The 13801-nt window shown below is 67.0% G+C and carries 10 protein-coding genes and 1 pseudogene; 8 read left to right on the top strand and 3 right to left on the bottom strand.

The genetic code is table 11. The features are described from left to right. The first annotated feature begins 16 nt into the window (after positions 1 to 16). The 4 genes from ACN2C7_RS02090 (at position 17) to ACN2C7_RS02075 (ending at position 5228) form a co-directional block, all read left to right on the top strand. Positions 17 to 1051: an efflux RND transporter periplasmic adaptor subunit gene (locus ACN2C7_RS02090; protein ID WP_419319545.1), complete on the top strand. Its 1035-nt coding sequence runs from the start codon at positions 17 to 19 to the stop codon at positions 1049 to 1051. After that, the gene (locus tag ACN2C7_RS02085) at positions 1048 to 4263 is read left to right on the top strand and encodes an efflux RND transporter permease subunit (protein ID WP_419319544.1); all 3216 of its coding nucleotides are present in this window, start codon (positions 1048 to 1050) and stop codon (positions 4261 to 4263) included. Before ACN2C7_RS02090 ends, ACN2C7_RS02085 begins: the two co-directional genes overlap by 4 nt. Before the next feature lie 133 nt (positions 4264 to 4396). Beyond that, positions 4397 to 4732 carry an ArsR/SmtB family transcription factor gene (locus ACN2C7_RS02080; RefSeq protein WP_419319543.1) on the top strand — a complete coding sequence of 112 codons (336 nt, stop codon included), beginning with the start codon at positions 4397 to 4399 and terminating at the stop codon, positions 4730 to 4732. A gap of 49 nt (positions 4733 to 4781) precedes the next feature. Beyond that, positions 4782 to 5228: a hypothetical protein gene (locus ACN2C7_RS02075; protein ID WP_419319542.1), complete on the top strand. Its 447-nt coding sequence runs from the start codon at positions 4782 to 4784 to the stop codon at positions 5226 to 5228. A 42-nt stretch (positions 5229 to 5270) separates the two neighbouring features. Here the strand turns inward: ACN2C7_RS02075 and ACN2C7_RS02070 are convergent, their stop codons facing one another. Next, on the bottom strand, positions 5271 to 6044 hold the full coding sequence (locus ACN2C7_RS02070; RefSeq protein ID WP_419319541.1) for a sulfite exporter TauE/SafE family protein: 774 nt from the start codon (positions 6042 to 6044) through the stop codon (positions 5271 to 5273). 81 nt (positions 6045 to 6125) lie between these two features. Here ACN2C7_RS02070 and ACN2C7_RS02065 point away from each other — a divergent pair, with 81 nt between their 5' ends. Continuing rightward, positions 6126 to 7070, top strand: coding sequence for an MBL fold metallo-hydrolase (locus ACN2C7_RS02065; RefSeq protein ID WP_419319540.1), 945 nt, complete (start codon positions 6126 to 6128; stop codon positions 7068 to 7070). On the opposite strand, the pseudogene ACN2C7_RS02060 reads toward ACN2C7_RS02065, so the two are convergent. Together ACN2C7_RS02060 and ACN2C7_RS02055 are read right to left on the bottom strand one after the other, a co-directional pair. Next, positions 7057 to 7687, bottom strand: a pseudogene (locus ACN2C7_RS02060) (integrase). The gene ACN2C7_RS02065 and the pseudogene ACN2C7_RS02060 overlap by 14 nt on opposite strands. Before the next feature lie 116 nt (positions 7688 to 7803). Continuing rightward, positions 7804 to 9900 carry a TonB-dependent siderophore receptor gene (locus tag ACN2C7_RS02055; protein WP_419319539.1) on the bottom strand — a complete coding sequence of 699 codons (2097 nt, stop codon included), beginning with the start codon at positions 9898 to 9900 and terminating at the stop codon, positions 7804 to 7806. Positions 9901 to 10047: 147 nt separating this feature from the next. Between ACN2C7_RS02055 and ACN2C7_RS02050 the strand changes: the two genes are divergently transcribed. The 3 genes from ACN2C7_RS02050 to ACN2C7_RS02040 are packed head-to-tail and all read left to right on the top strand — an operon-like array spanning position 10048 to position 13585. Next, complete coding sequence (locus tag ACN2C7_RS02050) at positions 10048 to 10791, top strand: ABC transporter ATP-binding protein (RefSeq protein WP_419319538.1); 744 nt, start codon at positions 10048 to 10050, stop codon at positions 10789 to 10791. 2 nt (positions 10792 to 10793) lie between these two features. Beyond that, entirely contained in the window at positions 10794 to 12224 is a 1431-nt protein-coding gene (locus ACN2C7_RS02045) for an ABC transporter permease (protein WP_419319537.1), read from the top strand. Then, positions 12221 to 13585 carry a DUF3526 domain-containing protein gene (locus ACN2C7_RS02040; RefSeq protein WP_419319536.1) on the top strand — a complete coding sequence of 455 codons (1365 nt, stop codon included), beginning with the start codon at positions 12221 to 12223 and terminating at the stop codon, positions 13583 to 13585. Before ACN2C7_RS02045 ends, ACN2C7_RS02040 begins: the two co-directional genes overlap by 4 nt. Positions 13586 to 13801: the final 216 nt, after the last annotated feature.

The following is a 13801-nucleotide window of genomic DNA, read 5'->3' as shown; positions in this document are numbered from 1 at the left end:
CCCTGGAGGGGACGCCATGACGGCACGGCCATATCTGATCAGCGCCTTGGGGGCCGCCTTGCTGCTCAGTGCCTGCGGCGAACCCAAGGAGGCCGCGGCGCCGGCGGTCAAAATGGCTCCGGCGACGGACCGTCTGACAATCCGCGCCCAGGTCGTGTCCGACATCAAGCCGGTTCCCGCGACCCTGACCACGCGCGACATGGCCGAGGCCCGGGCGAGGATTTCCGGAACCCTGGTGGCTTTGAGCGTCAAGGAAGGCGACCTCGTGCGGCAGGGCCAGATGATTGGTCGGATCAGGGATGATCGGCTGACCCTGCAAACCGGGGCGTTCGACGCCCAGGTCGCCGCAGCCGCCGCCGAGGCGGCCCGCGCTCAGGCGGATCTGGCCCGCACCCGCGACCTCTTCTCGCATGGCGTCTACGCCCAGGCGCGCCTGGATCAGGTCGAGGCCCAGGCCAAGGCCGCAAACGCTAATCTGTCAGCGGCCCGCGCCCAGCGTGGGGCCAGCGCCGAGCTGGGCGCCCAAGGCGCTATCCTGGCCCCGGCCACCGGTCGGGTCCTGGTGGCCGACGTCCCCGTGGGCTCGGTGGTGATGCCCGGCCAGTCGATCGCCAGGATCACGGCCGGCCCGCTGGTCGTGCGCATCGAACTGCCGGAAGGCCAGGCGCGCGCCCTCAAGGTCGGAGATTTCGTCGACCTGGCGGCCGAGGACCTGCGCGGCGCGGCCGCGCGCGGAACCATCAGCCAGATCTATCCGTCGATCAACGGCGGCCAGGTCACCGCCGACGTCACGGCTCCCAACCTGCCCGGCGACCTGATCGGCCAGCGCGTGCGCGCCGCCGTCAGGATCGGCGAGCGCCAGGCGATCGTCATTCCACGGCGCTATGTCTCCACGCGCTTTGGCGTCGACTATGCCCGGTTGGTCGGAGCCGATGGCGCGATCTCGGAATCCCCGATCCAGACCCGCGCGAGCGTCACGGCGGACACAGTCGAAGTTCTGTCAGGCCTGCGCCTTGGCGATATCCTGACCCCGGCGGAGGCCGCCCGATGAACCTGGGTCTTTCGGGTCGCCTGACCAAGGCGTCGATCAAGTCACCCCTGACGCCGCTGATCCTGCTGGCGGCGATCGCCGTAGGCCTGCTGGCGCTGATCTCGATCCCCCGCGAGGAGGAACCGCAGATCAGCGTGCCCATGGTCGACATCATGGTCGCCGCGCCAGGTCTGCGCGCGCCCGACGCCATCGAACTGGTCGGCAAGCCGTTGGAGGCCATCGTCAAGAGCGTGGCCGAGGTCGAGCACGTCTATACCTTCGCCGACGACAATCAGGTGATGGTCACGGCCCGTTTCAAGGTCGGGGTCGATCCCGACGCGGCGGCTGTGCGCATCCACGAGAAGGTCCGCGCCAACTATGACCGCATCCCGGCCGGCATCGCCGAACCCCTGATCCAGACGCGGGGCATCAATGACGTCCCGAGCCTCGTCCTGACGCTGTCGCCCAGGCCGGGCGCGGCGGGCCAATGGACCGATCAGGCGCTGTATGAACTGGCGGGCAAGCTGCGCACCGAGGTCGCCAAGGTCGATGATGTGGGCCTGACCTTCATCGTCGGCGGCCGGCCCGAGGAGATCCGCGTCGCCCCCGATCCCGCGCGCCTGGCCCAGCACGGCGTGTCGCTGGCCGCCCTGATGGACACCGTGCGTCAGGCCACCCGCGCCTTTCCCGCCGGCCAGATTCGCGGCGGCGGCCAGGCGGTCGACGTCACGGCCGGCCGCAGCCTGACCAGCGCCGTCGACATCGGCCTGCTGGCCCTGCCGTCGGCCGGCGGCCAGGCGGTCTATGTCCGCGATGTCGCCGATGTGGCCCAGGGGCCGCGCGAGGATCAGGCCCGCGCCTGGCGCTATGCCCGCATCGACGGCGTCTGGAGCCAGGCCCCCGCCGTCAGCCTGGCCATCGCCAAGCGCAAGGGCGCCAACGCCGTCGTCGTCTCCCAAGCCGTCCTGACCCGCGTCGAGGCCCTGAAGGGCTCGCTGCTGCCTGACAGCCTGGATGTGGCGGTGACCCGCGACTACGGCGCGACCGCCAATGAAAAGGCCAATGAGCTGCTGTTCCACCTGGGTTTGGCTACCCTGTCGATCGTGGTTCTGATCGGTCTGGCCATCGGCTGGCGCGAGGCGGCGGTGACCGCCGTTGTCATCCCGACGACCATCCTGCTGACCCTCTTCGCCTCCAACCTGATGGGTTACACGATCAACCGGGTCAGCCTGTTCGCCCTGATCTTCTCGATCGGCATCCTGGTCGACGACGCCATCGTCATGATCGAGAACATCGCCCGCCACTGGGCCATGAACGATGGCCGCAGCCGGATCGACGCCGCAGTCGACGCCGTGGCCGAGGTGGGCAACCCCACCGTGGTCGCCACCCTGACGGTGGTTTCGGCCCTGCTGCCCATGCTGTTCGTCTCGGGCCTGATGGGGCCCTACATGGCCCCGATCCCCGTCAACGCCTCAGCGGCCATGGTGTTCTCATTCTTCGTCGCCGTGGTCATCGCGCCCTGGCTGATGGTGCGCTTCGCCCGCAAGACCCTGGCCTCGGACGGCCACGGCGGAGGCCATGATGGCGAAGGCAAGCTGGGCGCGCTCTATCGCGGGGTCGCCGGCCGGGTGATCGCCACACGCAGGAGCGCCTGGACCTTCCTGATCGCCGTGGGCCTGGCCACTGTGCTGGCCGGCGCCATGTTCGCCACCAAGACCGTGACCGTCAAACTGCTGCCGTTCGACAACAAGTCCGAGCTGCAGGTGGTGCTGGACATGCCGGAGGGAACCTCGCTGGAGGCCACCGCCCGCGCCCTGTCGGACGCCGCCGTGATCACCCGCACCCTGCCCGAGGTGACGGCGATCGACGCCTATGCCGGAACCGCCTCGCCGTTCAATTTCAACGGTCTGGTCCGCCACTACTATCTGCGCAATCGCCCCGACCAGGGCGACCTGTCGGTGTCGCTGGCCGAAAAGGGCGAGCGCAAGCGCTCCAGCCACGTCATCGCTCTGGACCTGCGCGAACGGCTGGCCAGGGTGGCCCTGCCGGCCGGCGCGTCGATCAAGGTGGTCGAGGCCCCGCCCGGACCGCCGGTCATGGCGACCCTGCTGGCCGAGATTTATGGCCCTGACGCTGCGACCCGCCGCGCCGTGGCCGAGCGGGTCAAGGCCGCCTTCAAGTCTGTGCCCTATATTGTCGACATCGATGACAGCTACGGTCAGGCCCGCCCCGGCCTGCGCCTGGTTCCCGACCGCGACCGGCTGGAGGCCCTGAAGGTCGATGACCGGCAGGTGCTGGACTCGATCGGCGCAGCCTTCGGCGGACAGGTCGTGGGCTACGCCCATCGGGGCCAGGGCCGCGATCCGCTGGAAATCTCGGTGCGTCTGCCGCAGTCGGCGCGCAGCTGGGACGAGGGCCTGGCGGCCTTGCCCGTGGCCCAAAGTCAGGGCGGGCGCCTGGTGGCGCTGGGCGAGGTGGTCACCGCCACCCGGGAAGCCGGCTCGACCCATATCTTCCGCCGCGACGGCCGCGACGTCGACATGATCATGGCCGAACTGGCCGGCGCCTATGAGGCCCCGATCTACGGCATGATGGCGGTCGACAAGGCGATCAAGGCCGCCGACTGGGGCGATCTTCCCAAGCCCGACATCCGCATGAACGGCCAGCCGACCGATGAGAGCAAGCCGACCCTGCTGTGGGACGGCGAATGGGAGATCACCTGGGTGACCTTCCGCGACATGGGCGCGGCCTTCGGCGTGGCGATCCTGGGCATCTATGTGCTGGTCGTTGCCCAGTTCAAAAGCTTCCGCCTGCCGCTGGTGATCCTGACCCCGATTCCCCTGACCCTGGTGGGCATCGTCATTGGCCACATCCTGTTCAAGGCGCCGTTCAGCGCCACCTCGATGATCGGCTTCATCGCCCTGGCCGGGATCATCGTGCGCAACTCGATCCTGCTGGTCGACTTCATCCGCCACAGCCAGACCGGCGACCGACCGCTGCGCGAGGTGTTGCTGGAAGCCGGGGCCATACGCTTCAAGCCGATCGTTCTGACGGCCCTGGCCGCCATGATCGGCGCGGCGGTGATCCTGTTCGACCCGATCTTCCAGGGCCTGGCGATCTCGCTGCTGTTTGGCTTGGCTTCATCGACGGTGCTGACCGTGCTGGTGATTCCGGCCATCTACGTCGTGCTGCGCGATGACGATCGGCACACTGCCGCAGAAACGCCGAAATAGTTGAGCCTAGCGTGCGCAACGCCTCAAGTTCGACACTCGGCGGGCCGCCTTGGTCGCACGGTAGAAACGGCCGCGACATCAAGGCGCCATCGCTCAAGCTTGAACCTTCATGCGTATCTTCTACATTAGGCATATGAACAAACTTGCCTCCATAAGCCCTATTGACGATGTTCAGGAACTGGCTGCCAGCGCCCACTCGGCGGCGCGGCTGCTCAAGCTTCTGGCCAGCGAGCAACGCCTGTTGATCCTCTGCCGTCTGATCGACGGCGAGGCTTCGGTCGGCGATCTGGCGATCCACGTCGGACTGGCCCAGTCGGCGACCTCGCAGCATCTCGCCAAGATGCGGGCCGAGGGCCTGGTGGCCACCCGGCGTGAGGCTCAGACCATCTTCTACCGACTGGACGATCCGGCCGCGATGCGCGTGCTGGAAACCCTTTGCGACGTTTACCGCGGCGAGGCCCGAGCCTGACCGTCAAGCGTCGTCACCGCCTGGTCGCATCGTCCAGGGGAGACCCAAAATGCTGACCGTGCTCAATGACGCCCTGCCCCGTCCGCGCTGGATGGCGCTATCGGCCGATCCTGTTTTCAGGGGGTTGGTCGGCCTGGCGGTCATCGGTGTAGGCGTCGGACACCTGGCCTCGGCAGGCGAGGGTGGCGGGCCGATCACGGGACTGACCGGCGCGAGCCTGGTTGTTTTGGGCGGAAGTCTCGCTGCGGGCCTGTGGACGCGACTTTCGGCGCTGCTGGTGGTGGTGATCTGGAGCGTGGCCACCCTACCCGGCGCCGTAACGACAAGCCTCACGTCCGGTTCCGCTGCGCCTCTGCTCGAGAGCCTCGCCATCCTGGGCGCGCTTTTTCTGATCTATGTGCGCGGTGGCGGTCAGATTTCCCTGGACGGGCTTAGGCGCAAGCGCTCCACCGCCATCACGCCAAGTCCTCACGGTCGGACGATCTCCCGGCTTTGAGGTGCGAGGATACATCCAGCGTTCAAGGCCGGCGCCCAGACCTCAAGCCTGCAGGGCTTTCCAGGCGACGTAGGCCGCGACGGTCAACACCAGGCCTGCAAACAGCCGCCGCGCCAGCACCGCGTGCGCCGCCAGTAGCCCCGCACCCCTGACGCCCACAGCGCCGCCCGCCAAGCCGCCCAGAACAAAAAGTCCCGCGACGGGCCAGTTGATCAGGCCCGAGGCGGCGTAGTTCAGCGAGGTCGCCGCTCCAAACAGCGACACCGACAGCAAGGACGAGGCCGTGGCGTTGGCCAGAGTCATCCCGGTCGCCGCCATTAATCCCGGCACGATCAGAAACCCGCCGCCGATCCCGAAAAAGCCTGCGGCCAGGCCGGTGAGCACGCCCAGCGGCGCCAGCTTCAGCATCAAGGCAGGTGAAATGTGAACGAGGGGATCGCCCTGAGACTTGGGTCGACGCATCATCGACAGCGCGATCGCCGCCATCGCGAAAGCGAACCACAGCAGCAGGCGCTGTCCCTCGACCGCCTTGGCCAGGCTCGAGCCGAGGAACGAGCCGATCAGCCCCGCGCCGGCGAAAACGGTCGCGCAAGGCCATTTGACGCGCCCGCCTCGGCCGTGGCCTATCAGGTTCACCCCCGCATTGACCGCGACTGCGGCGGCCGAGGTGCCGATGGCCACGTGGGGATCGTTGATGCCGACCACATAGAGCAAGAGTGGCGTGGCGAGCACCGACCCGCCGCCGCCGAACAGGCCCAGCAGTGCGCCGACCAGCGCGCCGCTCATCAAGGCTGAAACGATCATGAATACGGACATGGCGGCCTACCCGATAGGACTTGTATATTCATATATTCGCATATAACTAGCCTGTCGATACCCAAGCCCCGAGAGTTTGCAATGCGCGAGCCGATCTCACCATCTGACGTCGCCGTGACCAAGGCGAAGTCGATCATCGAACAGGCGCTTGCCGCGCCCGCCTCAAGGCCCGAGGTGCAAGCCTTTTTCGACGAGGCGACGTTCACGGTCAGCTATGTCCTGCGTGATCCCAACTCATCGGCCTGCGCCGTTATCGACAGCGTCCTGGACTATGACGCCGCAGCCGGCCGGACCAGCGAACGGTCGGCCGACGCCCTGATCGCCTATGTCAGGGACCAGGGGCTGGAGGTCGTCTGGCAAATGGAGACCCACGCCCATGCCGACCATCTGTCCGCCGCGCCCTATCTTCAAAGCGCTCTGGGCGGCCGCCTGGCGATCGGCGAGAAGATCGTTAGCGTTCAGGAGACATTTGGAAAGCTGTTCAACGCAGACCAGGATTTCGCCCGCGACGGCCGACAGTTCGATCATCTGTTCCGGGACGGCGAGGTCTTTTCCATTGGCGGACTACAGGCCATTGCCCTGCATGTGCCCGGCCACACGCCGGCCTGCATGGCCTATGTCATTGGCGACGCCATCTTCGTGGGCGACACCCTGTTCATGCCCGACTACGGCACCGCGCGCTGCGACTTTCCCGGCGGCGATGCGGCGACGCTGTTTGCTTCAATCCAGCGCTTGCTAGCGCTTCCCGACGAGACGCGCGTCTTTCTGTGTCATGATTACAAGGCCCCCGGCCGAGATGCCTTTGCGTGGGAAACGACGATCGGCGACCAGCGCCGGAACAACATCCATGTCCACGAAGGTGTCAGCCAGGCACAGTTCGTCGCCCTCCGAGAGGCACGTGACCGAACCCTCGACATGCCCAGGCTAATCTTGCCGTCCGTCCAGGTGAACATGCGCGCCGGCCACCTGCCGGACCCAGAAGCCAATGGTGTGCGGTATCTGAAGATCCCGCTCAACGCTGTTTGACGATCGCGATCGTCAGTCGCACGCCTTGTTCAACTCGTTCTCGTCGGCGACCGAGCCTGGTGCACATAGCCAACCCGTCGACCTCGATGCCGAGGTATCGAACGGTGCTCTCAAATTTCCGGTGACCGGGAAGAAGGTGGCAAGCTCGCAGGTTGCCTGTCTCCTTGCAGATCAGCGCCACCTTCGTTCGTCTGGGACTATCGGTCCCGTAACCCCGTGGTTCGAGCTCAGTCATCGACACCCATTTGTCGATGAGGCGGGCATAGTGCCGCGTGCTCACGTGATCGCCCGGTCGGCTGCGACTCGGTGAAAAGCCAATCGTCCTGACGACGACCACGAGCCTTGCGCCAGGCAGCCAGCGCACCTCGCATTGGCTCCGTGATTTCAAACGGGACCGGCTGACCCGTCTTCTGTTGGATCACTATGGCGCGGGTTCGGAGGGAGCCTCCCGGAGCTTGGAGTCGATCGCGCCATTGAACATCGCGAGGTCGCGCATGCGACCGTTCGCTTTGAGCTGCAGCCGGATGCCCCAGATAGGTTTGGGCTTGAACGGCGACTTGGGGCCGATGATGCGCAGTATTCCAAGGGCGGTTGAGCGGAAGGAAGAGGTCAAACATGGGCCCTGTACGCCGCCTGCGCGTTGGCTGTTCCCCTTCCTCCCCTCCACCACGATCCAGTCCGGAGGATGGGGTGAACCGGCCTTCTCAGCGAGTTCACCCCGGCGGACGATGCGCTAGAACGCCATCTTCACTCTGGCCGTGACCGTCCGGGGCGCACCGGGCGCGATCCAGATGTTGCTGTAAGAGCTTTCCAGATAGGAAGTGTCGAACAGATTCTCGATATCCAGGGCGGCCCGAATTGATGGCGTGACCTGGACGCCCAGGTTGACCCGGGCAGTCGCATAGTGCGGCAGCTTGAAGCCGCTGTTGACATCGTCGCCAGCGCGTTCGCCCACGAAGGTCAGGCCGCCCCCGATGCTGATCGAACCGGGCTGGGTCGCGTTCGAAGCCCACGACGCATAGATCGCACCCGAATGCTTTGGCACATTGCTCAGAGACGACCCGGTCAGGCCCGGGCGCGTGTCGCGGGTCACCTTGGCGTCTGTATAGGCGTACACGGCGGTGATCGAGAGCTTGTCGCTCAACGCCCAGGTTGCGTTGGCCTCGGCCCCCTCACTGCGCGCCTCGCCAACCGCAATCGAGAAGCCGCTGTTGGCCGGATCGTTGACCAGCGTGTTTTCCTTGTCGATGCGGAACACTGAAGCGGTCCCGGTCAGGGCGTCGTCCAGGAGGCGAACCTTCAGGCCAGCCTCGTAGGCCTCGCCCAGTTCAGGCGCGAAGACGCGGCTGACGGCATCGACGCCCTGATTGTAGCGGAAGGACTGACCCCAGCTGGCGTAGAGCGACACGGCGTCGCTGGCGGTCCAGGTCACCGCCGCGCGGGGCGAGGTGCGTGAGGGCTTCTGCTGATCCAGGCGGCTGGTTCGGAAGTTGGTGTTGTTCTGTTCAATCCAGTCGTGGCGGACACCCAGCATGACGGTCAGGCGGCCGATGGTCGCCAGATCCTGGACGTAAAGGCTCTTGCCGTTCAGTTCCTCAAGGATGTTCTGGTTCAGCGTCGCCGTCGGCTTGGCCTGGCCGTAGACCGGATTGTAGACGTCGATGGCGTAGGGAACTGCAGCGCTGGGGCTGAAGCGATAGAAGACCCGGGTCTGGTTGTAGTCGAAGGCGTCGACGCCGATGCGCAGTTGATGATCGACGCCGGCGACGGTGCGCTTCACGGCCAGTTCCAGGCGGCCTGAAGCGTCTTCCCAGCTATACGCATGGATACGCAATTGGCGGCGCAGGAGCGTGCCGACCAGGGCGCTGTTGTGGGTCGACTGGCCCTTGAACAGACCGTCGCGGTACTGAATCCCGCCTTCAAGCGAAATGCCCTCGGCCAGGTCGAGGAAGAACGAGGCCTGGTGCTGCAGGGTTTCCTGGCGGATCTTGCCGTCATTGGGCTCGCCCAGGAACCGCGTCCGCGGCAGCGCCTTGCCGTTACCGCCGATGGCGACTACGCCGCGATCGTGGACAAAGTGAACCTTGTTGGCCTCGAGCTGGTACAGAACCCGCAGCCGGTCGGTTGGCGCCCAGCTGAACGACGGGGCCAGAACAAGGCGGTCCGACCCGACATGATCGCGGAAGCCGTCCGTTTCCTGATAGGCCGCGACCAGGCGCGCCGCAGTCGTTGAGGTCAGCGGACCGTCTAGGTCAGCGACGCCGCGCCAGGTGTTGAAGCTGCCGTAGGACCCCTCGACGCTGGCGGCCGGATCCTGGCCGGGCGCCTTGGTCACGATGTTGATCGACCCGCCCGGCTCGCCCTTGCCCGACAGGGCTGAGGCCGGGCCCTTGAGCACCTGGAAGGCCTCGACCGTGGCCACGTCCCGGCGCGGATTGAACCCACGGTTGGACACGAAACGGTTCACGAGCAGGTCAGGGCCCTGATTGATGTCCCCGGAAAACCCGCGAAGGGCGTAGGCGTCCCAGGCGCCGCCAAAGCTGTTCTGGCGAGCCATGCCGCCGGCCAGATCGAAGAGGTCCGAAAGATTGGCCACGCCGATCGTCTCGATCAGGGCCCTGTCCAGGACACGCACGTTTTGCGGCAGGGTCTTGGGATCGACGTCCAGGCCATTGATGCTGGCGCTGGCGCGCCGGGCCGTGACCTTGACGTCCTCGACGACCGTGGCGCTTTCGGAGGTCTCGGCGATCTCTGCGGCGCGCGCGCCTCCGCCCAGGGCCAACAGCGAGCAACCTGCCGCGAAAACCAGCTTCAAACGCTCAAGTTTCATCTTATCCCCCGTCGCGCCAAGCGCACTGGCGCGTCCTCGCTCAATCGCGATTGACACGCAATGTAAGTGTTACGTTATAACGTCATATGCATTAACCGACGGGACTGGCAAGAGGCTGGCGATGCACAACAAGGGATGGAGCAATCCTTGAGCGATCAGCGCGACGTGGTTCTGGAGGCCTGCGACCTTCGGCATCAGTACGAGGACAAGCCCGTTCTGCGGGGCCTGAACTTCAAGGTCGCCGCGGGCGAGATCTATGCGCTGCTGGGTGGCAATGGCGCCGGCAAGTCGACGACCTTGTCTGCGTTTCTTGGACTGCTCCGCCCGACCGGCGGAACGGTCCGGGTGATGGACCAGGACGTGACCGAGTCGCCCGACGCCGCCCGCGCCCGGATTGCCTATGTGCCGGAGAATGTCGCGCTGTACGAACATCTGACGGCCCGCGAGAACCTGGCCTACTTCCTGGCGCTCGCCGGCGCCGACGACTCGGCGTCGAGCATCGAAGCCGCCCTCGAAGCGGCCGGGCTCGCGCCCGACGCGCGCGGTCGACGGGTGGGCGGCTTCTCCAAGGGGATGCGCCAGAAGACCGCCATCGGCCTGGCCATCGCCCGCCACGCGCCCGTTCTGCTGCTGGATGAACCGACGTCCGGTCTGGACCCCCGGGCGGCGGCGGACTTCAACCGCCTGCTCGATGCGGCCCGCGCGCGCGGCATGGGGATCCTGATGGTCACCCACGACCTGTTGGGAGCGGCCGAGATCGCCGACCGCATCGGCTTCCTCGCCGATGGCCGGCTGGAGGCCGAGCTCACCGCCGAGGGCGAGGCGCGGTTCGACGTCCGGGCTCTGCACGCGCGCTATGTGCGCATGGGCCAGACGGACGCGGCCGCCTGACCATGCGCCGCGCCGTCATCGCCCGAATTGCACGCGAGGAGCTTCGCGCCCTCGCCCGCAACCACGTCGCCGCGATCGCCTGCGCGATCCTGGCCCTGCTGATCGTCGCTTCGGTCGGCCTGGGTCTCGACCGGCGGGCCCACGTCGAGGGCCTGCGCACCCACCACCAGGCCGCCAGCGACGCGGCGTTCAGGGCCCAGCCGGATCGCCATCCGCACCGGATGGTCCACTATGGCCAGTACGTCTTCCGTCCACTCTCCGCGCTGGCCTTCTTTGATCCGGGCGTCGACGCCTATACCGGATCCATGGTGTTCCTGGAGGGCCATCGCCAGAACAGCGCCAACTTCAGCGAGGCCCGCCAATCCTCGCTGCTGATGCGGTTCGGTGACCTCAGCCCCGCCTTTGTTCTTCAGGTCCTGGCGCCGCTGCTGATGGTCTTCCTGGCCCACGGCGCCATCGCGCGGGAGCGCGAGAGCGGCCTCTTGCGCGTGCTGCTGGCTCAGGGTGTGCGCCCCGCCGAGATCATTCTTGGCAAGCTGGCGACCCACCTCGGGCTAAGCCTGACGTTGCTGGCCCCCGCCGCCCTGGCTCTGGCGGGACTGGTCGCGGCCGGCCAGACTCCGGCCGCGCCCGCCGGCGCCTTGCTGCTAGTCTATGCGCTGTACCTGGCCTTCTGGGCGACCCTGGCGGTCCTGGTTTCCAGCCTGTTCCGTCGCGGGCGTGACGCCCTGGCGGCGCTGGTTTCGATCTGGATGGCCTTGACCATCGTCCTGCCGCGCGGCCTGCCGGAGTTGGCCGCCTTGCTGCATCCACAGCCGACCCGGATCGAAACCGATGTGGCGATCCATCGCGACCTCAAGGCGATCGGCGACAGCCACAATCCGGATGATCCCTACTTCGCCGCCTACAAGGCCAGGATCTTGCGACAGTACAGGGTCTCGCGCGTCGAGGACCTGCCGGTGCAGTGGGCGGGTCTGGTCTCCTACGAAGGCGAGCGCCTGACCAGCGCGCTGTTCGACCGCTACGCCGACGCAGCCTTCGCACGAGAGTCGGACCAGAATCGACTGGTCCGCGCCTTCAGCGTGGTCAGCCCGATGCTGGCTGTCCGCCAGGGCTCCTCGGCGCTCGCCGCGACTGATGTCGAGAGCCACAAGGATTTTCTCGATCAGGTCGAAGCTCATCGCTACGCCTTCGTCCAGGCGCTGAACCGCGTCCAGATCGAGACGATCCCTAACCAGAACGCCGGCCCTGATCCCCGCGTGTCCGCCGACACCTGGGCGGGCATGCCGACCTTCGTCTATCGCGCGCCTGATCCAGTGGCCCGCTCTGGGGGCGCGATCGGCTCGGCCCTCGCCATCCTGCTGGCCTGGCTGGCGGCCCTGGGCTTGGCGCTGCGCCAGATCGCGCGTCGCCCGCTGGAGTCCTTCCAATGAAACGCCTTCGCGCCGAACTGATCCTGCTGCTGCGGGCCAAGGTCTCCTGCGCCGCCCTTCTGGTGCTGCTGGCCGCGGCGACGCTTGCGGTCGCTGCGGGCCTCGCCGCCCAGCATCGCCAGGTCGCGACCATTGCCCGCGTCATCGCCGCCCATCAGGCCGACCTCGTCGGCGTGACCAAGACTTACGGCAAGCCTGACAGCGACGCGGGCAATGCGGCCTACTACACCTTCCATCTGACCGCCGATCCGCCCCAGCCGCTGGCCTTTGCCGCCCTCGGCCAGCGCGACCTGCAGCCGTTCGTGCTGCGCGTTCGACTCCTGGGCCTTCAGGCGCAGTTGCATGAGACCGAGGCCTACAATCCCGAACTCGTGCTGCCGGGGCCTTTCGACTGGTCGTTTGTGCTGATCTATCTGTCGCCGCTGGTCTTGATCGCCCTGCTGCACGATCTGGTGTCGAGCGAGCGCGAGGCCGGCCGACTGCGGCTGCTGGCCGCCACACCCGGCGGCGTGAGCGGGGTGTGGGGCCGGCGAGCGAGCCTGCGCGGCGGTCTCGTCCTGGCGGCGCTGCTTCTGCCGCTCTGGGCCGGTGCGGCTGTGGCCGGAGCCTCTCCGGTCGGCGTCGCAATGCTCACCCTGGCGGCGGCGCTCTACCTCACCTTCTGGCTCGGCCTGTCCCTGCTGGTCGCCGCGATCGGCCGGCGATCGGCGACCAATGCGGCCAGCCTGATCGGGCTATGGCTGGTGATGACGCTGCTGGGGCCGGCGCTCGGCGCGGTCATCATCGCGCGCAATCACCCTGTCGGCCAGGGCATGGACCTGTCCCTGGCCCAGCGCGAGGCCGTGCACAGCGCCTGGGATATTCCAAAGGACGCGGTGATGACCCCCTTCAAGGCCAAGCATCCGGAATGGCGCGACACGCCGCCTGTGGTCGGCCGCTTTCACTGGAAGTGGTACTACGCCATGCACGAAATGGGCGACGACAGCGTCGCGGAGGCCTTCGCCGCCTATCGCGCCAGCCTCAAGGCGCGCGCCCTATGGACCGATCGCCTCGGCTGGCTGCTGCCGGCCGCCGCGCTGCAATCGGCTGCGCACCGGCTCGCCGCCACCGACCTGGAGGCGCACCTCGCCTATCAGGACCGGGTCGGCGCGTTCCACCGCCGCCTGCAGGCATTCTACTACCCGTACATTTTCAGCGAGAGGCCGTTCACGAAACGGGACTTCGAGCGCCTTCCGAAGTTCGCAGCGGGCTCCGAACCAACGGAACTGCCGCGACAACCCTTCGCCGCCCTAGGCCTCGGCGCCTTGCTCAGCCTGGCCGCAGCGGCCTGGGCGCTCCGGCGTACCCAGCTTGACGGCTGACCCCCTTCAAGCTGGGCCGGCCTAGCGTAGACCAGCAGATCAGTTGCGCAGCGTAATACCACCCCCGAACACCTGACGCGCATGTCCGCTTCAGGGACGTGGGCGCGGCAGATCTGTCCAAGCAGTAGGATCAGCCCCCAACGCCCGCTGAGCCTCGCAAACCGAACTCAGCTTCAGCCCAGAAAAAAGGCGGCGAAGCCGAAGCCTCGCCGCCCT

Origin of the sequence: Caulobacter sp. ErkDOM-E, assembly GCF_048541895.1 — a bacterium.
Classification (GTDB): domain Bacteria; phylum Pseudomonadota; class Alphaproteobacteria; order Caulobacterales; family Caulobacteraceae; genus Caulobacter.
Note: the sequence above shows the minus strand (reverse complement) of the source record. Positions and strands in the feature narration are given on the sequence as shown.

Excerpts from the sequence above, each read along its gene's own strand:
- ACN2C7_RS02090 (WP_419319545.1), top strand. The coding sequence starts at position 17 with ATGACGGCACGGCCATATCTGATCAGCGCCTTGGGGGCCGCCTTGCTG.
- ACN2C7_RS02085 (WP_419319544.1), top strand. The coding sequence starts at position 1,048 with ATGAACCTGGGTCTTTCGGGTCGCCTGACCAAGGCGTCGATCAAGTCA.
- ACN2C7_RS02080 (WP_419319543.1), top strand. The coding sequence starts at position 4,397 with ATGAACAAACTTGCCTCCATAAGCCCTATTGACGATGTTCAGGAACTG.
- ACN2C7_RS02075 (WP_419319542.1), top strand. The coding sequence starts at position 4,782 with ATGCTGACCGTGCTCAATGACGCCCTGCCCCGTCCGCGCTGGATGGCG.
- ACN2C7_RS02070 (WP_419319541.1), bottom strand. The coding sequence starts at position 6,044 with ATGTCCGTATTCATGATCGTTTCAGCCTTGATGAGCGGCGCGCTGGTC.
- ACN2C7_RS02065 (WP_419319540.1), top strand. The coding sequence starts at position 6,126 with ATGCGCGAGCCGATCTCACCATCTGACGTCGCCGTGACCAAGGCGAAG.
- ACN2C7_RS02055 (WP_419319539.1), bottom strand. The coding sequence starts at position 9,900 with ATGAAACTTGAGCGTTTGAAGCTGGTTTTCGCGGCAGGTTGCTCGCTG.
- ACN2C7_RS02045 (WP_419319537.1), top strand. The coding sequence starts at position 10,794 with ATGCGCCGCGCCGTCATCGCCCGAATTGCACGCGAGGAGCTTCGCGCC.
- ACN2C7_RS02040 (WP_419319536.1), top strand. The coding sequence starts at position 12,221 with ATGAAACGCCTTCGCGCCGAACTGATCCTGCTGCTGCGGGCCAAGGTC.